The sequence below is a fragment of the Candidatus Villigracilis proximus genome (assembly GCF_016717045.1).
GTDB classification, from domain to species: Bacteria; Chloroflexota; Anaerolineae; order Anaerolineales; family Villigracilaceae; genus Villigracilis; species Villigracilis proximus.
Genome location: NZ_JADJUO010000011.1, coordinates 1 through 20,331 on the forward strand (window position 1 = coordinate 1; position 20,331 = coordinate 20,331).

The following is a 20,331-nucleotide window of genomic DNA, read 5'->3' on the forward strand; positions in this document are numbered from 1 at the left end:
ACTTTTCTAACATGGGTGATAGGTGTTTGTTCACTTTCCTGGGAGTTTAGAAAACTTACCTGGATATTCCTTAATTTTATTATCATTGAAGGAAGTTTTACTTATGAAAAATTTCTCCCCGGCGAGATCAAAGAAAGATTTCCAAAAAATATGGCGCGATTTGTAAACATCAAGAAAACTGGAATTAATACCGGGGCAGGTTGATGAAAAAAGACTCAGGCATCGGTTTGTTTCTGATTGCTGGGTTTCTTTTTTGGGTTTTGATAAATCTAACAGATTGTTTATTGGCTCCAAGCCCAGTTGAGATCCCTGCACTTACAAATACATCGAATACAGGTCTAACAGATGTATTTGTTTCATCTTCCGGGCTGCCGCCTGCTTTTCCTGGCGCTGAAGGGTTTGGTGCTATGGCGGCCGGTGGTCGTGAGGGCAGGGTAATTGAAGTAACCAATCTGAATGATGCAGGTGAGGCATCATTGCGTGCCGCAATTGAAGCGAAGGGGCCGCGGTTTATTGTTTTTCGTGTGGCAGGCGTGATTGAGCTTGAATCTGACCTGGTAATTATGGAGCCGTATCTGACCATTGCGGGACAGACTGCTCCGGGCGGGGGGATCACATTGCGTGGTGTTAACTCGCGAATTACTGCCTTGATTAATATCCAGACCCATGATGTTGTGATTCGATTCCTTACATTGCGCGCTGGTCCGCCGTCAGCTGGTGATGCAATGGAGATATTCGCCTCTGACAGACACGATACATATAACATTGTTGTGGATCATAATTCTCTCAGTTGGGCTGTCAATCGCAATTTGGCAACCTGGTACGATGTTCATGATATTTCCATTCAATGGAATATTTTCTCTGAAGGGTTAAACTGCAGTATTCACCCCAAGGGCTGTCATAGTAAAGGGGTTTTGATCGGAGGCTATGCCAGTGATGAGAATAAAGATAAACCCGGTGCTTACAATATTTCCTTTCATCACAACTTAATGGCACATAATGGAGAACGCAATCCATATATTGAAGCCAGCGGTGTTGTTGATGTTGTTAATAATGTGGCGTACAACCCTTTTGGAACTTTTAGTCATATAGATATGATTTATCAATTGACCCCGAGTTTGACAAATTATATTGGGAATATCTATAAACCCGGCCCAAATACTGAAGTGAAATATGGGATTAGAGTCCTTAACTCTGGAGCCGCTGAAACAGGGATTTTTGTTCAAAACAATATCGGACCTAACCGTGAGCGTGATAGCCTGCCTGAGAATAGTATAGTTGACCCTGCTTCAAGACAGTTTGTTATGTCCACGCCTTTTCCTGCCGATATGATCACAACAACGACAGCTCTTCAGGCTTATGAGCAGGTATTAAGTGGCGCCGGGGCAAATATAGGACTGAATTGCGACGGAACATTATTTTTAAGAAGAGATGATATAGACACGCGCATTGTCAAAAATGTTCGCGATGGAACGGGGGGAATCATTGATGACCCTTCCGAGGTGGGCGGTTGGCTGGCAGTTCTTTCTGGTATTCCCTGTGTAGATTCGGATCATGATGGTATGCCGGATGAATGGGAACAAAAATATGGCTTTGATCCCATTCATCCGGCAGATGGCTCGCAGGATGCAGATGGGGATGGATATACAAATATTGAAGAGTTTTTAAACAATACAAGACCGCTTCATTAATAGAGAGACTATTCAATGCAAATGACCAAATCCAATCACAGTATGGAGTTACAAACGACCCTCAAATCCAGGAGGCTTCTGTTTGTTGGGCCAAAACCACCACCTATTGGCGGTTCGCCATTAACCGTTCAGGCCATGCTGGAAGAACTGGCTTTATACCCTTCCGTGCATGTTCAATTGATCAATACCTCTCCCGGTTTGGATGTTAGAAAAAAGATGACAGGTTTTAATTTTGAAAAAGTTAAACGATCTTTGTTTGTCCTGCCAAGATTTATGCTTGAAATTCCATATTGTGATGCAGTTTTGGTGTTTGCAAATGACCTGTTTGCCATCACACTTGCACCTTTGCTTTTGTTTTTGTCAAAAATTTTTCACAAACCTTTTTACCTCAAACCGGTGGGCGCAGGATTGGACTTGTTCATCAACGCCCAGAAAAAACCTCTGCGGGAATACTTGTTGTATGTGCTGCGTTCCACAGATGGCATTTTGACTCAGACCCGCCTGCTAAAAGATGATCTCAACAAAATGGGTTGTACAAGGGTTCATTATCTACCAGGATGCCGGCCGCTGCCGGCATTCACTCAGGCTTCCAAACAATATTCATCTGAACTTCACCTTATTTTTTAGGGCATATTACACGACTGAAAGGTCCGCTTGTTTTGCTGAATGCACTTAAGGTGGTTTCGGAGTTATGTGAAGAGCGAGTGACTTGTGATTTTTTTGGCCCCATTCATGATGAAGTACGGGATGAATTCTTGAGCAGTTTGAAATTGATCCCAGGTGCTCGTTATTGCGGTGTTGCAGAAGCTGGTACGGGGCCGCAATTGATCGCAAATTATGATGTGCTTGTGCTGCCTACTTATTTTGAAACTGAGGGTCATCCGGTGTTTTGATAGAAGCGATGCACGCCGGAGTTCCAGTAATTGCCACTCCAAGTCAGGACTTTTCCTGAATTGGTTGTGAATGGAGTTAACGGATTTCTGGTACCAACTCAGGATAGTTATTTTTTTAGCTGAAGCCATTTTATTACTCGCAGTGGACTCAGACTTGAGAAAAAATGGGAGAAGCGAATCGCATAAAAGGGCGTGAGTTTCGCGCAGATGCTGTTGTAGGTCAATTATTAAAAATCATATTTCCAGATGCATTTATAAGCAAGGCAGTATGAATGAAAATTTTATTTATGGCGCAGTGTTATGCTCCGGAAGATGTTAGTGCCGCGATCCTGATCACCGAGTTGGCTGTTGATCTTGTTAAGCGCGGACATGATGTGAGTATTGTCACTGGGGCGCCAAGCTATCCGCAGGGGCATGTGTTTGAGGGATACCATAACAGGGTTTGTGCGCTTGAGATGCTGAATGGCGTGCGAGTCATTCGTACCTGGAGTTATATTTCCCCCTCCAAAAAATTTTGGCCGAGATTGCTACATTACGGGACTTACAGCCTGACAGCTTTTTATGGCGGATTATTTGCGGGCCGCCCGGATGTGATCGTCAGTTATTCCCCCCCGCTTCCTCTTGGACTTTCAGCCTGGTTGCTCAGCCGAATCTTTCGCGTCCCCTGGGTGCTTCAACTGGAAGATCTGTATCCTGATGCTGCAATAGCCGCGGGTGTGATGAAAAATAAAAGAATCGTCAACTTTTTTTTAGGGATGGAAAAATTTCTTTATCAACATTCACAGCACATCTCGGTCATCTCAAAGAATTTTAGACAGTCGTTGCTTAGAAAAGGCGTTCCGGATGCAAAGATCGACATCATTCCAGTTTGGGCTGACCCTGATGAAGTGCGGCCAATGCAGAAGGAAAATGAATTTCGTTTTGAGCACGGGCTTGTAGATAAGTTTGTTGTGATGTATGCAGGCAACATTGGTATTACTTCCTGTCTGGAAGATGTGATTTGCGCGGCGGAAATTTTGCGGGAACAAAAAGATATTCAATTTGTGATCATTGGAGAGGGCGTTAAAAAAGAGTCGCTTGAAGCAGAGTCACGATCAAGACAATTGACAAATGTTCTATTTTTGCCGTTTCAGCCAAGAGCAAAATTTTCAGGAATGCTTGCTGCTGCCGATCTTGGTCTGGTAACACTCAATGCAAGCGCAGCGCTTTCTTCATTGCCGAGCAAGATATTTAATGTAATGGCGAGCGCGCGGCCGATTTTGGCAGTCTCCCCGCCTGAAAGTGAGATCATGCAAATTGTCGAAGAGGCAGGCTGCGGGTGGAATGTTCCGCCGCAATCGCCTGAAAAACTGGCAGAGGTCATAATCCAATTACAGGGCCGTGAATCCCGGCTTATTCAAGCGGGTCAAAATGGACGTGCTTGTTTGGAAAAGAATTATTCCCGCACGCATTGTGTGGATGCTTACGAAAAAATGTTGAACGGTTTATGTAATCAGACTCGCTTGGAGAAGACCACCCATGCAGGAGAAGTATTATGAACGAAGAGATTTTTGCAGAATGGATGCGCCGACAGGGACATCGGGTATTTCATACAGCTAGCAGCTATTGGTATGATGCCGGTCCGCGCGTGCTTCAGGCTTTTCCGTATCACTGGTTGATAACGCCGGATGAACAGGAAATACGAGATTTGATGCTGGGGCATGGAATCGTTGCGCTGCGTTATTCAACGCCGCTGGATTTTCAAAACGGAATGGTGAGTTATCACGTTACGCTGCGAAAACCTTATGAACTTGAAATGCTGAGATCGCAGGCGCGTAATGGGGTGCGGCGCGGGTTGGATCATTTTAAAGTGCAGCAGATTTCATTTGAAAGATTGGCTACTGAAGGTTGGGTTTTGCAGCAGGATACTTTGGCAAGGCAGGACCGCTTGCGAAGTATGACGCAGAAAGAATGGGAACGTATCTGCCGGTCGGCAGCCGATTTACCAGGCTTTGAAGCCTGGGCGGCGATCTCAAATGATGAACTTGCCGGTGCGGTCATTATTTGCCGTATTGCCGATGTCTTCAATGTGCCTTATGCCATGAGTCACAGCCGCTTTTTAGCCGATCATGTAAATAACGCAGTTTTCTTTTCGGTGAGCCGCGAAATACTGGGACGAGAAGGTGAGTGAGATATTTTTACAGTGCAGTCTTTGGATGCGCCGGCGAATGTGGATGAATTTAAGTTTCGGATGGGATTTGAACCCAGAGCTGTGCGTCAACGTGTGGATTTTCATCCTTTCCTGAATCCCTTTGCCACCCCAACGATTCATACCTTGACCCGGAAACTGCTTCAGCGCGACCCGTCTAATCCTCAGCTTGCGAAAGCAGAGGGTATGCTGCGGTTCCATGTGGAAGGCAAGCGTCGCATTGTTGAACAAGCCTGGCCCGAATGTCTGACGACACAACATGTTTCGGGTATGCATAAAAGTTAACCAGGAGAATCAAATGCAGAAAGCTTTGATGGCTGCCAGCTTCCGTGTGTTCCAAAATTTTCAACTGGAGCAGCCAGCCCGGTCAGGAAAACATTGATGGGGAGTGTTAAGCGTCTCTTGGCGGTTCCGTGGAATCGTCATGTCAAAAAAGGATTGAAACAGGCTTATTACATCTCCAATCGTTTGCGCGGAGATTCGGCTCAATTAACAGCCGCAAAGGATCTTGCTCCTGCAATTCCGTTTGTACAAGGTGATTTGGTGCGTGTGCGTTCACGTGAGGAGATTTTTTCCACGCTTGACCCATTTAAGGAATTAAAAGGCTGCGCCTTTCTCCCGGACATGTATCAATACTGCGGAACAGAGCAGCGTGTCCTTAGGTCCATGCGGCATTTTATGGACGAGCGTGATTATAAACTTAAGAAAGCACGCGGCGTTATTTTGCTCGAAAACATAATTTGCAATGGAACTCCCGCGTTTGGCGAATGTGACCGATGTTGTTTTTTGTTTTGGCGGGAGGAATGGCTTGAAAAAATTACAAAGTAGATGCGTGACGACTCAGATTGTGTAATTATATTAATGCTGGTGGAGGATGAATGATTCGTTTTAGACCACTTTTAAAGCAATCGAAGAATATTGAGCTGGTTAATATTTCCTTTCGCATAATGCTGTCTGGATTAATGAAGCGCGTTTTTGATATCGCTGTTGCATTGATCGGGTTGATCCTTCTGTCGCCTTTTTTTGTGTTTATCGCCATATTGATCAAGCAGGATTCTCCAGGCCCTGTGTTTTACTGGGGTCCGCGTTTTGGGCTGCGAGGCGTCATTTTTAAGATGCTCAAATTTCGCACCATGTATGAGACTCAAAAAGTTATCAAGGTCTGCGTGTGACAAGCAAGGAAGATGACCGTATTACACCACTCGGCGCCTGGCTGCGTGATACCAAGCTGAATGAGCTGCCACAGCTCTGGAATGTGCTGATCGGTGAGATGAGTCTGGTAGGCCCAAGACCTGAGGATCCGTCCATTGCGAGGACGTGGCCGGCAAAAATTGCGAGCGAAATCCTTTCTGTGCGGCCCGGAGTTACAAGCCCGGCTTCTGTTTTATACAGGGATGAAGAAAGTATGTTGCAGGCCGGAGAGAGGTGATACGTGTGCCTACATGAGTTAAGCCCGGATAAAATGCGGCTGGATCAGCTCCATGTCCGCTATCGCTCCTTCTGGTTGATCTGGATGTTATGCTCTGGACCGCATTGCTGCTGATGCCAAAGATCAGATCTTATTCGCCGCCGGAACAAATGTTGTTTGTGGGGCCGGTAACTCGTTTGATACAGCGCTATGTTATTTGGTTTATTTGGGATTTTCTGATCGTTTTTTGCTCCATTGTTTTTACCGGGGCTTTTGTGCGTATTTTTGGCCCCTTGAATATCGGTTGGCTGATGGCTGTAAAAATGGCATTAGGATGCTCATTGTTATATAGCGCGACCGGGCTTTTATTGAATACAAATCGAATAAACTGGGCCAAAGCTTCTTCCTGGGAATCGGGACGCCTGTGGATGAGCTGGTTTGTTGCGACGATCATCCTGGTTGGTTATCATTTTTATTCGGGAATTAGGGTCTTCGCTTTTATGGCGTAATTCTTGGGGCCTTCCTATCCTTTTCGGCGTACTTATTATTCGTTACCGTGGGCAATTAATAAGTGGTTTGTAGTTGGGTATTAACTCACAGGCTAAATGCAAGTGTAATCCGCGAGCGGGTTTTGATCGTTGGCTCGGGCGGACAGCGGAAAACATTGCCTGGTTAATGGGGCATCCAACGTATTCAGAAAAATTCCAGATCGCAGGTTTTATCGATGATGATCCCTTCTCGCAGGGAATGAAGATCTATGGATCGAAAGTTATTGGCAGTGTTAAAGATATCCAGAAGATCATTCAATGTCATGATATTGGTTTGATTATTCTTGCAGATAACCAGATGGCTTTGAATAAATACAGAGAGTTTCGCGATACAGCCAACTTTAGCCCCGCACGAATTGTCGTTGCGCCGGATATTTTTGGTTCGCTGAGCGGGCTGGATGGCGTGACAGTAAACAATGAAGCTGAGGATAATTTAAATAATTTTCAGTGTCAACATTGTTTAGCCCGATACGCCCAGCAAAAGATTCAGGAATAAACTATTTTAATTTTGATTTGAAGATCGTGTTGTTAAGACTTGATGCCGCAATGCAGCGGGCAGGAAAACGAAAAATTTCTGGAAAAAGAAGAAAGTCCTCGTAACCGGAGCCGGCGGATTTATTGGCAGCCACCTTGTTGAGAGGCTGGTGGAGGCTGGCGCGTCAGTTCGGGCGTTTGTTCACTATAACCGCGCGCCGACCCTGGTTTGCTTGGCATGGCTGTTCCTGAGAACCTTTCCAGAGTTGAGCTTGTTGGCGGTGATTTGAGAGATGCAGATGCCATTCGTGCGGCGGTGAAGGCCGGCAATTTGTTTTTCATCTGGGTGCGCTGATCTCGATTCCATATTCATATCTGCACCCGGCTGAGGTTGTCGAATCTAATTTTATGGGGACATTGAATGTGTTGATGGCTTGCCGTGATTTTGAGGTGGAGCGGCTTGTACACACTTCAACAAGTGAAGTATATGGCACTGCGTTGAAGCCTATGATCGACGAGTCTCATCCGTTGCAAGGTCAATCGCCGTATTCTGCAAGTAAGATCGGCGCCGATAAACTGGCTGAAAGTTTTCATTGTACTTATGATCTGCCGGTTGTAACTGTTCGGCCTTTCAATACTTATGGGCCGCGTCAATCTGCGCGTGCTGTAATCCCCACGATTATCACTCAGGCAATCGCAGGGAGTACGATTCGCCTGGGGAGCCTTGATACCATACGTGACTTTACCTATGTAGATGATACAGTGAATGGTTTTCTATGTGCTGCGATGGCTGGGAATGTGGAGGGTTGTACTTTTAATCTTGGTACAGGAGAGGCTGTCAGTATTGGTGATCTGTCAGCGAAGATCATTCAAAAGGTGGGCACTCATGTAAAAGTTAAGGCGGATGCGGCTCGTCTGCGTCCACGCAAATCGGAGGTGAAGCGTCTGCTGTCTGATAATTCCTTGGCGCGTGAAAAACTAGGTTGGAATCCGGTTGTGAGTCTGGATGATGGTCTTGATAAAACCATTTTCTGGATCAAAGAGAATCTAAATCATTATCGTGTTGGCATCTACGAACTTTAGTGAAGGAGGAAAACATGAAAGCTGTTGTTTTAGCTGGCGGGAAGGGTGCCCGCCTTGCACCCTATACTACGATCCTACCCAAACCATTGATGCCGATTGGGGATATGCCCATTCTTGAAGTGATGCTGCTTCAAATGAAAGAGGCGGGAATTGAGCAGGTTATTTTAACAGTTGGGCATTTATCAGAATTGTTGCGCGCATTTTTTAAGGATGGCAGCCAGTTTGGAATTGATATCTCTTATAGTTATGAGAAATGTCCATTGGGAACGGCTGGTCCGATTGCGCTGGTGGATGGACTGACCGATACTTTTCTGGTGACGAACGGCGATGTGCTTACAACATTAAACTTGCGTGAGCTTATTCAGTTTCATCACGAACAGAAAGCGATCGCCACAATTGCGAGTCATCATCGTCAATCAAAAATTGATTTGGGTGTGATTCAAAAAGATGGAGATTTTCGCATTACGGGGTACATTGAGAAGCCGGTTTATGATTTTATGGTCAGTATGGGGGTTTATGTATTTGAACCGGCTGTTTTGCCTTACATCACCCGTAATGAATATCTTGATTTTCCTGATCTGATAAAGAAATTAATTAATTCCGGTGAAAGAGTCGTCGGATATGAATTCAACGGTTATTGGGAAGACCTTGGAAGGCCCGATGATTATGCCCGCGCTGCAAAGGATTTTGAAAACATGCGTGAGCAATTTTTGCCGGCCTATTGTGGAGGATAAATATCATGCAATGGAAAATTCCGCTTTCTGATATTGATTTTGGCCCGGAGGAAATGGCTGCTGTGGATGATGTTCTGCGCAGCAAGTGGCTGACAATGGGTTCCATGACAGAGGAGTTTGAGCAGGCTTTTGCATCGTATATTGGCGCGAAGTACGCAATTGCAGTGACGAATGCAACAGCGGCGCTGCATCTCTCTTGTGTTGTGGCAGGTTTGGGCGCAGGTGATGAAGCGATTGTCCCTTCGTTGACGTTTGTTGCTACGGCTAATGCTGTCCGCTATACAGGCGCTACACCTGTATTTGCAGATGTCGCTAGTGAGGATGATCTAAATATTTCATATCATTCCATTGAGAGAGCAATTACCGCACGGACACGCGCCATCCTTGTTGTGCATTATGGCGGTTACGCCTGTGATATGCCCAGTATTATGGAACTGGCGCGCGAACGCGGTTTGAAAGTGATCGAGGATGCCGCACACGCAGTTGGATCGAGCTTGGCGGCGTTAAGCTTGGTGTTTGGGGTGATCTTGGATGTTTTAGCTTTTTTAAGGGACATGCCTGGAGTTACGATGTTGTGGATCTGGGATACAACTATCGTATTGATGAGATCCGTGCTGCGTTGGGAAAGGTTCAACTAAAAAAGTTGGAGGCAAATAATGAGCGTCGCCGCCACTTTACGCAGGTTTATCGGAATTTATTACAGGAGTTAACCCCGCAAGTGGTTGTTCCTTTTGTTCGCCATGCGGGTGTTTCAGCGGCTCATTTGATGCCGGTGCTTTTACCTGCCGGTGTAAACCGGTCGAGTTTCATGGAAGGCATGAAGTCGCAGGGGATTCAAACCAGTCTGCACTATCCGCCTATTCATACATTCGCGGCGTTCCGTGGCGGAAAAGAGAAATATTTTCTGCCGAATACTGAAGAAATTGCAGTAATAATAAATTTCCCGTTGAGAGGAATAACCCATGGAACTAAAAGATTTAATTCGGCTGATGTGGCGGAATGTTAAATATATTATTTTTGGACTTGTGTTAGGCGCAGGGGTTGGGCTTTTTGTGTCTAAAATTCAACCTCCCGTTTATGAAGCAACAGCCAAATTTTTTGTCAGTCGTGTACGTCAGCAGGGCAATACAGATATGTTGTCGCTGAGTGATGAGCAATTGCTGGCAATTAACCTTCAACTGGCACAATCACAGTCTGTTTTGGATGATGTCTCTTCTCAATTGGGCAGCAGGGTTGAGGTGGATACCATTCAAGCTGGAGCGATTCCCAATACGCTTATTATTCAAATCAAAGCCCAGGATGACGATCCGCAACGGGCTGCAATGACTGCCAATTTACTTGTGCAGACCCTTATTCAACAAAATGACATACTTTTATCCGGACGGTATGCCGCTTTTGAAAGTGCCATAAATGAACAGGCCGATCAGGTGCAGAAACAGATTGATGCTTTGCAAACTCAGATCGATCAGGTAAATGAGGCGGGTGTTCAGGAGCAACTGGTACAGGTAAACCAACAGATTGAGCAGTTGAAAATGGAAATAGCCAGTCTTGAAGAAGAGGTTGCCAGTTTTCCATATACGCCTTCCCCGCTTGAGCGGATTACGCTTGCTGAAAAACAAGCGCAGTTGGATCAGCTTCATTCTTTGATGACGCTTTATCAGCAGATCCAAACCAACCTAATTTATATTGGTCAACCCGGGCAAAATGGTTCTCGCCTGGAAGATCCGGAGTTTGCAACTCTTTTATCCACATTGGGTATTTATCAACAGATTAATGTGTCTTTGATCAATAGCCGTGAGAACGTGCGTTTGGCACGTATGCAGGGCGCGCAGAATATTATGCAAATTGTTTTGGCCACACCGCCTAAAGACCCGATTCGTCCCATGCCGGTTCTTTATTTTTTACTGGGTGGTGTTGTTGGGTTGGCGTTGGTTGTCTCGACTATTTTGTTGATCGATCACCTGGACGATTCTTTGAAGTCAGTAAAGCAAATGGAAGAACTACTTGGACTGCCCGTTTTAGGGTCCGTTTCAGATTACAAGCCTGTTAGCAGCGGATTGATTACATCGCACAATCTTTTTTCATTGGAGGCGGAAGCATTTCGTACTTTGGGGGCAAGTGTGGAGATGATCAGCGCGGAAAAGAATATCTGCACATTGCTGGTTCTTAATGTGGAATCCGCAGATACAGAGACAACCATAGCCGCAAATTTGGCTGTCGTAAATGCTTTGCGTGGGAAGAAGGTTATTCTTTTAGATGGAGATATGGATCGCCCTCGCTTACATACTCTTTTCGAGATCGAAAACCAAAATGGATTTGCTGAACTTCTCAGTACGAAATTGGATTTAAATCGAGCGTGTCAAGCTGTGAGCGGCGTTAAAGGATTGACATTGATAACTGGCGGGGTGAAAGATAAAGAATCGGCAGCATGGCTCGATGCTGAAAAATGGGGACAATTATTGATTCAGCTACAAAGACAGGCTGATTTAATAATTATTAATGGTCCTTCTGCAGAGGTTGCTGATGCCCAGATCCTGGCTTCGAAAATAAGCGCGGTTCTTTTGGTGATCAGGCCAGGGTACACCCCGGTGGATGCTGCACAGACTGCCTTGAGAAGACTTCAATTGGTTGGCGCTCATACTGCAGGTATTGTATTAAATCAAAAGACACAGCACCAGAAGATAAAGACGCGGATTTTATCTTTGCTCAAAACCAAACTGTATGGCAATAAAGATTCTCGTGACGTTAATGCTGAAGCCGAAAATGCAAATGTTTTGCCATTCTGATTGCTGTTGATGTTGCCGTAGTAACAATAAATTTTTTGTGCGAGTCTTTATTGATTGGCTGGAAGGCGGATATCCAATTCTTTCCGGCAGGTTTTCTGGAAGATGCAGGTGCTTTATCCATTGATCTGGGAATGAAATCCAGTAAAACGACGATTTTTATAAAACGGGGGAGTTGAATATATCTGACAGAACTGCTCAAGTTTGTCTCAAAATAATTCAAATAAATGTCAAAGAATAAAAAAGATTTATGTGGGTAAAGTATGGTTATCTTAACTTTCAAATTGCTTTTGAAATGAAAATTAATAGGTATTTCTTTCGGCGCTGCGATTTTCATTCGGACTATATCCCCAGCGCCTTTTGTAAAAGAATATACAGGGAGCCGTATGGACAGCGTTGTTCAACAGTTGGCTGAAAAGATAAATATGTCATTCGACGAATTTGTTGGGGAGATGCGGAAGCGTGGTTGCAGCGAGCCGACTGCAATAAAAATATGGCGTGGCGAGTACGAAAATTTTAACAGTTTCAGTGATAACGATATGTCGTTAAGTAATCTTCGCAAGGCGGCTGATGTCTTAAAGGTAGGGACGGGAAGGCTTTTGCCAAAATAATAAATATAGGCAGGAACCTGCTTATTACAGTCAGGATTGGGTACTTATGAAATCTAAGAGAGCATCTGAAAACTTAACCACAAAGTCTCAAAGCTGTAAATTTTTTTCTCTTGGTGTCTCCGTGACTCCCTGTCACTGCCCGCCACTACAGTCTCCGAAGTGAAACGAGTGGGGCAGGTGTGGTGTCTTTGCGGCAAAAAATAATACAACCTCGTTATTCCAGATACAACGAATCAGGATACCCACGATTCGCCTGATGAATACATTCCGTTGGAGGAACGATATGCAAACCAAAATCACCAAATCTTTATTCACGATCAGCCTTCGGGCCTTTTATAGTTTAATGATCCTGTCCATGCTTCTGGCTGGGGTTGGGGTTCACCCGGTCAGCGCAGCACCTACTTATACGATCAGTGGCAATGCCGGGGTGGCAGGGGCAACGATTACCTACTCTGGCGGATCGACCACCGCAGATGCAACAGGAAATTACTCATTTGTCCGTGATCGCTACTGGTCCGGCTCCGTGACGCCCTCCAAAAAACGAGGTTATACGTTTTCGCCTACCAGCAGGAGTTATATCTGGATCAATTCCAATCAGACCAATCAGAATTACACAGCCACGTTAGTTACTTATACAATCAGTGGTAGTACTGGGCCGGCTGGTGCTGGTGCAACCATCACTTATACAGGCGGATCAACCACCGCAAATGGTACGACCGGGAACTACTCGTTTACCGTCCCTTCTGGTTGGTCAGGTTTGGTTACACCTACCAAGGCTGGCTATATCTTTACGCCCGCTACCCGAAATTACCCGAATGTGACATCCAATCAAAGCAATCAGAATTACACTGCTGTATCGGATATGCCGGTCATCTCTGGTAATGCAGGTGTTGGCGGTGCGACACTAAGCTATACAGACGGTACGCCCAAGACTGTCACGGCGAATAGTTCTGGTTTGTATAGCTTCCAGGTTTCCAATAACTGGTCCGGCATGGTCACGCCTTCCAAGGTTGGCTTTTCCTTTGTGCCTGGCAATATGTCTTATAGCAATGTGGTTTCGGCTCAGACAGCGCAGGACTACATCGCAAGACCAACTGCATTCACTTTTGCATCGATGGCTGATGGACATGCAGAGACAGCCTATTTCTCCACGACTGTCAATCAGATTTCAACCCTCAACCCTGCACTTGTTCTTTTCAATGGCGATTTGGAGGATACCGGGTTTGCGTTGACTGAAATAAACCCGATGATCAATGCGCTAAAAATGTAAATTTATTTAATAAAACTTTTTTAGTAAGAGGTAATGCAGATAATCATATTAGCAACAGTGCGGCCTTGTGGGAAAATTATTTTGAAACAGCCCCAAACATTAAGGTGCTGCCGCCATACGTAACCAATAAAGTGGCGCTTAATTCAGATTCGGATCATTTGACCTACAGCTTTGAATACGGGAATTCCATCTTTATTGGCCTGGATGTTCCAGGTGACGTTAATTATTTGACTTCAGACGAAATAGACTTTCTCGATTCTCGCTTAACGTATGCAGAATCTCAAGGATTAACGCATGCCTTCATATTCTTTCATGGGCCAGAATATTGTGTGGAAGGCGTCCATTGTATTTGTTCAAGCAGGACAGACTCAAACTGCACGCCTCCAGCCTTGATGACCATCATTAACAATCACCCTATTGTCTCTGCAACCATTCACGGCCATGAACATGTTTTAAGCTGGACGCATATGGATAATACGCGGGTGGCTGGATTAACCCGCAGTTACGAGCAATTTATAACTTCCCCTTCCGGCGGCGCTTCATATTTTAGTTATCTTTTTCCGGATAGAGTGGACTATGTGTATCCGGACATGGAAAATTCACAGGGCTTTGCAACTATCAGTGTTGATGGCCTCTCGTTTACATATAATATGTACAAGGTTGGGATAGCACAGCCAGTCTGGTCGCATACTTTTTCAAAATTAAATACAGCGCCGACAATTAGCGATATAACTGACAAGACCACAGATGAAGATACGGCTACTGGAAATATTTCCTTCACAGTTGGTGATGTGGAAAGTTCTGTGGATTACCTGACCGTCACAGCGACTTCTTCGAATACAACTTTGGTGCCAAACGGAAATATTTTTCTGGGTGGCGCGGAGCAAACCGCACAGTTAATCTAACACCTGCTTCCAATCAGGTGGGAATGCCACCATCACAGTTTTTGTCAATGATGGAACGATTACCGCCAGCGATACTTTTCTCTTGACCGTCGACCCGGTTAATGATGCGCCGGTTGCCGAGGTTCCAGTCTGTTAGCCTGTCATGGAATACGTCCATCGATATTACGTTGACGTGGACAGATGTAGAAGGTAGTTCCTTAACTTACAGTATCGTGGGTGATCCGGCGCATGGCAGTTTGAGCGGTAGCGAGGAGAATTGGACTTACACGCCAACCACTGGATACTCGGGTGCAGATAGTTTCACCTTTAAGGTCAATGACGGCACTATAGACAGCGCGTCTGGTGTGGTTAACATCATAGTAACAGCCTACACCATTTCTGGTGACGCAGGAGTCGCAGGCGCGATTCTAAGTTATGTAGATGGTTCGTCCAGGACTGTCACTGCGGATGGAGCCGGTTTGTACACGTTTCAGGTTCCAGCTGATTGGTCTGGAACGGTAACACCTTCCAAGGCTGGCTACACTTTCTCGCCTACAAGTATGATCTATGTCAACGTACTTGCTGATCAAACGGCGCAAAACTATACAACTACAGGGGTTACCTATACCATCTCTGGTAACGCCGGTATGGCAGGAGTAACGCTTAGTTACATGGATGGTACGTCCAAGACTGCCATTGCCGATGAGGACGGCCTGTATAGCATTGAAGTTCCCTATAATTGGTCAGGCATGGTGACGCCTTCCTTGTCTGGTTATGGATTTAGACCTGCTACTCATACGTATTCCAATCTGACTTCCAACCAGTTCGCTCAGGATTACATTACGAATACACTGGCCGGGTTTATTATGTTGATAATACAGATCCAGCTTGCAGACAGCGGTACGGTTGGTTCGCTTGCGGTTCCATTCTGTACCATAGGGAGAGGAGCATATCTGGCAGTTCCTGGTCAGATCGTGCATGTCATCCATGGCATATATGCAGAGACGGTCTTTCCGTTGAACAACGGCACTGCAGGGAGTCCGATTACCTATTGGGCTGATCCCGGTGTTACAGTGACTGGAAACTCAGCCGGATTTGGAAGTGCCTTCGCTTTAGGTTCCAAAAGCTATTTGGTGATTGATGGCTTCAACATCACTCAAACGAAGTACAGAGGCATCTATGTAGATAGTTCAAATCATATTACCATTTCAAATAATCACGTTACTTATGCGGGTGTTAATTCAGGTCCAGATACACATATGCAGGGGATCTTTTTGAGGAACACCACTTACTCTACGATTACTGGAAATGTCACCGATCACAACTCATGCATCGGTATTCGGTTGATTAATAACAGCGATTACAACCTGGTCAGTAACAATATTTCATTTGCCAATTTATCATCAATTGCCTATCCAGTAGTGGTGGTGTCAGATGCAGCTGGTATTGATTTGACTGGCGCTAGTAATAACATCGTAATTAATAACACTACTTATAGCAATGAAGATAGCGGCATCAATGTGTATGTGGATGGCAATGGAGTGCCTTCCATCAACAACCTGATCATTGGAAATCTTAGCTACGAAAATGGAGATCATGGTATTGATGTTAACAATTCACCGAACAATACAATTGTAGGCAATACAGTTCATGGGAATGGCACGGTTGGGATTAACGTTGAAGGTGAAGCAAGTACAGGTTCGCATACTACGACGATTGTTAATAATATTAGTGCGGGCAATGGGTTTACTCCTCCAGTAAGGTTCCTTTGGCGGCAATCTTCGTGTCGACTCTGCTTCTCTGGCTGGGACAACCATCGATTACAACCTCTTTAACCGCGAATCTGCTGTTGTTCAGATTATCTGGAATGATATTAACTATGCCTCTTTGGCCGCATTTCAGGCAGCTGTGATTAACCAGGAAGTGCATGGGCGGGAAGGCGATCCGCTCTTTGTGGATCCGGTTCCTTCGGCCTTAAGGCAAAGCGGAGTGCCTTATGTAGGCTCTGAATTACTGGGTAATTATTACTTGAGTCCAGGGTCACCAGCAATTGATAGTGCTAATGCAGATGCTCCCAGCCAGCCAATCTCCGATATTGACGGAAATTCCCGGGTGGATGACCCGGCGACACCGAATAATGGTGTTGGCGTGCGGGATTTTGATGATCGTGGCGCATATGAGTTCCTGCCGTTAGGACAGTCACTGCCTATTGTCACCACCCAGGCGGTTACTTCAATTTCAACAACAACAGCCGCCGGGAACGGCACAGTCACCGCAACGGGTGAGCCAAATCCCAGCCAGCATGGCGTTGTTTGGAATACAACAGGTGGGCCTACGACAGCAGATAGTAAAACCATGGATGGGGCGGTCAGCGCAACCGGTCCCTATGCAAGTTCTATGAGTGGTCTGACACCTGGGGTACTGTATTACGTCCGCGCTTATGTTACCAATGCCATGGGTACAGTGTATGGTGATGAAGTTATCTTCACCACCCATATTATGCCGACAGTTGCCACTTTGGCCGTCACGGAGATCACGACTTCAACTGCTACAGGAAATGGAAATATCACAGCTTTGGGTGTCCCCAATCCTACTCAGCATGGTGTTGTATGGAGCACCTCATTTAATCCAACGATAGGAGATAACAAGACTACAGATGGCACAGTTAGTGCAACGGGCGCTTATACGAGCGATATCACTGGTTTGACAGCAGGTATGCTCTACCATGTTCGTGCTTATGCTACCAATGCTGCCGGTACCTTCTATGGCGAGGATGTTACCTTCACTACCCACGATTTGCCCGCAGTTTCTACTTTGCCTGTAAGCAACATCACCACAATGACAGCTACCGGGAATGGCAATGTGACTGATCTTGGTGTGCCCAATCCCAGCCAACATGGCGTTGTATGGAATACCGCTGGTGAACCTACCATCGCGGATAGCAAAACCATGAATGGTGTAGCGGCTGTAGCGGGCACCTTTACCACCTCAATGACTGGCCTAATGCCTGGAACACTTTATCATGTTCGTGCTTATGCCACAAATATGGCAGGCACTGTCTACGGCGAGGAAGTCACTTTTACTACTCTCCTTGCGCCTACAGTTACCACTCAATCTGTCACCAATATTACAACTGTGACCGCCCTGGGCAACGGTAACATCACAGTTCTAGGCACCTTTAATCCGACTGAACATGGTGTTGTCTGGGCAACCACTGCCAACCCCACCATAGAAAATTTCAAGACAATGGAAGGTGAGGTTGATGAGACAGGCTCTTTCACCAGCACTATGACTGGTCTGACTCCTGGGACTTTATATTATGTCCGCGCATATGCTGCGAACGAAGCAGGTACTTCGTATGGCGAAGAGTTATCTTTCACCACTTTGATTGCGCCCACCATTACCACGCTGCCTGTCTCGTCCATCGGCACCACTACGGCCTTGGGAAATGGTAATGTCATTACGCTTGGTGTGCCCAATCCAACCCAACATGGGGTTGTCTGGAGCACCTCCGCTGATCCCACTCTCGCGAATAATAAAACTACGGATGGCGATGTAACCATAACCGGCGCATTCACAAGCAGTATTACCGGCCTTACGCCGGGGATGCTGTATCATGTCCGTGCTTACGCCACCAACGCAGTTGGTACCGTTTATGGAGAGGATGTTAGTTTTACCACTCTTCCATCGACTACCGGAACCACCACTCCGAACACAAACCCTGGAACAGGTATCAATATACCAATTGCCGGGTCAGCTGACTGGGCTAACCCAGACTATATCACTGCTGATGATAATAGTTATGCAAGCGTCACCCTCACCGGCAGTGTTCTGCAGTCTGGTTATTTGGAAGGCACCAACTATGGCTTTGATATTCCTTTAGATGCCGCTATTAATGGGATTACGGTCACCATTGGTCGTCATGAAAGCGGGACCAGAGTTGGCTATTTTGATGTGCGGGATGGCACTGTTAAATTACTCAAAGCCGGCACTCTGGTTGGGAATAATAAAGCAGCAACTGGGACGGAGTGGCCAATAGAAATAGCTGCCCCTGCTACATACGGAACAACTGCTGATCTTTGGGGGACGACTTGGACTCCCGCGGAAATCAATGCCAACAATTTTGGTGTGGCTCTCTCAGTCATCAGTGATGTCAATCGAATTGCATATGTAGATTATGTACGCATCTCTGTAACCTATACAGTAACAATGGTTGGTTCGAACACGACCGTTAGCTGCGGCTCGGGTACTCCGCTCGTTACTTATGGATCAAGCATCACTTGTGTTGCTACCGTAGCGCGCGGCTCCGGCCCCAAGACACCCACAGGAAATGTTAACTGGACTACGAATGGCAGCGGTAATTTTTCCGCCAGTCCATGTACTCTCTCGGGAGTCGATGGAATTTCAACCTGCTCTGTAACTTACACTCCCAACGCTGTGGGCAATGGCGCGCATTTGATTACCGCCGCGTATGCGGGAGATCCAAATTTCTTTACAAGCAGTGACCAACAAAGCGTAACCGTAAATAAAGCGACGGCCGCCATAGTCCTTGGCAGTCTGGGACAGACTTATGATGGCACCCCCAGATCTGTGACTGCGGTCACGGAACCGGCTAACCTGACAGTTGACTTTACCTACGATGGTTTGATCGCCGCTCCAACCGACGCTGGTTCTTATGAAGTAGTCGGGACGATCAATGATCCTAATTACAACTCCACTTCAGATAGTGGCACACTAGTTATTGCCAAGGCGTTGGCTGTAGTCTCTCTTGCGGATCTCAGCCAAACCTATGACGGCGCGCCCAATTTGGTGACAGCCACAACCAACCCTGCTGATTTAACCGTTGACTTTACCTACGATGGCGCTGCTGTTGCTCCAATCAATTCCGGTTTGTATGCTGTGATTGGAACGATCAATGATCTGAACTACGCAGGCAGCGCAAGTGGCACACTCTATGTTGCGAAGGCCGCGGCAGTCATAACCCTTGGCGGTCTTAATCAGACTTACGACGGCACGCCAAAGTCAGTGACGATTGCAACCATTCCTTCCGGTCTCCCGGTTGAAGTAACCTATGCCGGCTTGCAGACTCCGCCAACATTACCGGGTAGCTATGATGTGGTTGCCACAATTAACGATCCAAATTACAGCGGCACGACTGTTAATACATTGATCATCGTACAGGCAGTTTCAACTCATAGCATTCCATTGTCTATCGGCTGGAATCTGATCTCGTTCAATGTACACCCGGCAAATACAGAGATTGCGACGGTACTCTTTAGTATTGATGGAAATTACGATCTGGTCTACGCCTGGGATGCGACGAGCGCTGGTGATAACTGGCAAATGTATGATCCAAATGTGCCGCCATTCTTAAATAACTTAACTCATCTTGATGAGACCATAGGTTTCTGGGTTCACATGTCGGCTGCTGATGTATTGGAGGTAGTTGGCACTGAACCTGTAACAACCGATATTGATTTGTATGAAGGTTGGAACCTGGTGGCTTATCCATCCATGACAAATCGCCCGCTGCCTGAAGTATTGAATGAAAACGGCTGTACCGATTTCTCAGTGGTGTATGCGTATCTGGCGAACGATGCTGCTCCGTGGAAGTTGTTTGATCTAAGTCTGCCGCCCTTCTTGAATGATCTAAGTGAGATGGCGCCCGGGTCGGGGTATTGGATCTGGGTCAATGCGGATTGCACCTGGAGTGTGACTTATCTGGCAGAGTAGTTACATCGATCGGTAAGGTCAGGAAATAATC

General features: G+C 46.1%; 21 protein-coding genes and 1 pseudogene. All 22 read left to right on the top strand.

Going from position 1 to position 20,331, the window contains the following annotated elements; all coding sequences use genetic code 11:
• Window positions 1–204, top strand: a 204-nt coding sequence (locus tag IPL71_RS13235; protein WP_345322315.1) for a hypothetical protein, incomplete at its 5' end; no start/stop codon positions are given.
• On the top strand, window positions 204–1,691 hold the full coding sequence (locus tag IPL71_RS13240) for a pectate lyase family protein (protein ID WP_345322316.1): 1,488 nt from the start codon (window positions 204–206) through the stop codon (window positions 1,689–1,691). The genes IPL71_RS13235 and IPL71_RS13240, both read left to right, overlap by 1 nt.
• A gap of 21 nt (window positions 1,692–1,712) precedes the next feature.
• Window positions 1,713–2,318 carry a glycosyltransferase family protein gene (locus tag IPL71_RS13245; protein ID WP_345322318.1) on the top strand — a complete coding sequence of 202 codons (606 nt, stop codon included), beginning with the start codon at window positions 1,713–1,715 and terminating at the stop codon, window positions 2,316–2,318.
• Window positions 2,319–2,395: 77 nt separating this feature from the next.
• On the top strand, window positions 2,396–2,584 hold the full coding sequence (locus IPL71_RS13250; RefSeq protein ID WP_345322320.1) for a hypothetical protein: 189 nt from the start codon (window positions 2,396–2,398) through the stop codon (window positions 2,582–2,584).
• 272 nt (window positions 2,585–2,856) lie between these two features.
• Window positions 2,857–4,122 (top strand): glycosyltransferase family 4 protein, encoded by a 1,266-nt coding sequence (locus IPL71_RS13255; RefSeq protein ID WP_345322322.1) that lies wholly within the window; start codon window positions 2,857–2,859, stop codon window positions 4,120–4,122.
• Window positions 4,119–4,754, top strand: coding sequence for a hypothetical protein (locus IPL71_RS13260; RefSeq protein ID WP_345322324.1), 636 nt, complete (start codon window positions 4,119–4,121; stop codon window positions 4,752–4,754). The genes IPL71_RS13255 and IPL71_RS13260 overlap by 4 nt, the downstream gene beginning before the upstream one ends.
• 12 nt (window positions 4,755–4,766) lie before the next feature.
• On the top strand, window positions 4,767–5,057 hold the full coding sequence (locus IPL71_RS13265; RefSeq protein ID WP_345322326.1) for a hypothetical protein: 291 nt from the start codon (window positions 4,767–4,769) through the stop codon (window positions 5,055–5,057).
• 96 nt (window positions 5,058–5,153) lie between these two features.
• On the top strand, window positions 5,154–5,600 hold the full coding sequence (locus IPL71_RS13270) for a hypothetical protein (RefSeq protein ID WP_345322328.1): 447 nt from the start codon (window positions 5,154–5,156) through the stop codon (window positions 5,598–5,600).
• A gap of 50 nt (window positions 5,601–5,650) precedes the next feature.
• Window positions 5,651–5,944: a sugar transferase gene (locus IPL71_RS13275; RefSeq protein WP_345322330.1), complete on the top strand. Its 294-nt coding sequence runs from the start codon at window positions 5,651–5,653 to the stop codon at window positions 5,942–5,944.
• Window positions 5,941–6,201 (top strand): sugar transferase, encoded by a 261-nt coding sequence (locus IPL71_RS13280; RefSeq protein WP_345322332.1) that lies wholly within the window; start codon window positions 5,941–5,943, stop codon window positions 6,199–6,201. The genes IPL71_RS13275 and IPL71_RS13280 overlap by 4 nt, the downstream gene beginning before the upstream one ends.
• Window positions 6,202–6,290: 89 nt before the next feature.
• Window positions 6,291–6,689 (top strand): hypothetical protein, encoded by a 399-nt coding sequence (locus tag IPL71_RS13285; protein WP_345322334.1) that lies wholly within the window; start codon window positions 6,291–6,293, stop codon window positions 6,687–6,689.
• Between the two features lie 166 nt (window positions 6,690–6,855).
• Window positions 6,856–7,224, top strand: coding sequence for a nucleoside-diphosphate sugar epimerase/dehydratase (locus tag IPL71_RS13290; protein ID WP_345322336.1), 369 nt, complete (start codon window positions 6,856–6,858; stop codon window positions 7,222–7,224).
• A 121-nt stretch (window positions 7,225–7,345) separates the two neighbouring features.
• Window positions 7,346–8,285, top strand: a pseudogene (locus IPL71_RS13295) (GDP-mannose 4,6-dehydratase).
• 14 nt (window positions 8,286–8,299) lie between these two features.
• Window positions 8,300–9,019, top strand: coding sequence for a sugar phosphate nucleotidyltransferase (locus IPL71_RS13300; protein ID WP_345322338.1), 720 nt, complete (start codon window positions 8,300–8,302; stop codon window positions 9,017–9,019).
• A gap of 5 nt (window positions 9,020–9,024) precedes the next feature.
• On the top strand, window positions 9,025–9,657 hold the full coding sequence (locus tag IPL71_RS13305) for a DegT/DnrJ/EryC1/StrS family aminotransferase (RefSeq protein WP_345322340.1): 633 nt from the start codon (window positions 9,025–9,027) through the stop codon (window positions 9,655–9,657).
• Window positions 9,639–10,025, top strand: a complete 387-nt coding sequence (locus tag IPL71_RS13310) for a DegT/DnrJ/EryC1/StrS family aminotransferase (protein WP_345322342.1) — start codon at window positions 9,639–9,641, stop codon at window positions 10,023–10,025. The genes IPL71_RS13305 and IPL71_RS13310 overlap by 19 nt, the downstream gene beginning before the upstream one ends.
• Window positions 9,982–11,805, top strand: coding sequence for a polysaccharide biosynthesis tyrosine autokinase (locus IPL71_RS13315; RefSeq protein WP_345322344.1), 1,824 nt, complete (start codon window positions 9,982–9,984; stop codon window positions 11,803–11,805). The genes IPL71_RS13310 and IPL71_RS13315 overlap by 44 nt, the downstream gene beginning before the upstream one ends.
• 383 nt (window positions 11,806–12,188) lie before the next feature.
• Window positions 12,189–12,413, top strand: a complete 225-nt coding sequence (locus IPL71_RS13320; protein ID WP_345322346.1) for a hypothetical protein — start codon at window positions 12,189–12,191, stop codon at window positions 12,411–12,413.
• A 283-nt stretch (window positions 12,414–12,696) separates the two neighbouring features.
• Window positions 12,697–13,683, top strand: a complete 987-nt coding sequence (locus IPL71_RS13325; RefSeq protein WP_345322348.1) for a hypothetical protein — start codon at window positions 12,697–12,699, stop codon at window positions 13,681–13,683.
• A gap of 65 nt (window positions 13,684–13,748) precedes the next feature.
• Entirely contained in the window at window positions 13,749–14,588 is an 840-nt protein-coding gene (locus IPL71_RS13330; protein WP_345322350.1) for a hypothetical protein, read from the top strand.
• 104 nt (window positions 14,589–14,692) lie between these two features.
• Entirely contained in the window at window positions 14,693–16,402 is a 1,710-nt protein-coding gene (locus IPL71_RS13335; RefSeq protein ID WP_345322734.1) for a right-handed parallel beta-helix repeat-containing protein, read from the top strand.
• A 73-nt stretch (window positions 16,403–16,475) separates the two neighbouring features.
• On the top strand, window positions 16,476–20,300 hold the full coding sequence (locus tag IPL71_RS13340) for an MBG domain-containing protein (protein WP_345322352.1): 3,825 nt from the start codon (window positions 16,476–16,478) through the stop codon (window positions 20,298–20,300).
• The last annotated feature ends 31 nt before the right edge of the window (window positions 20,301–20,331 follow it).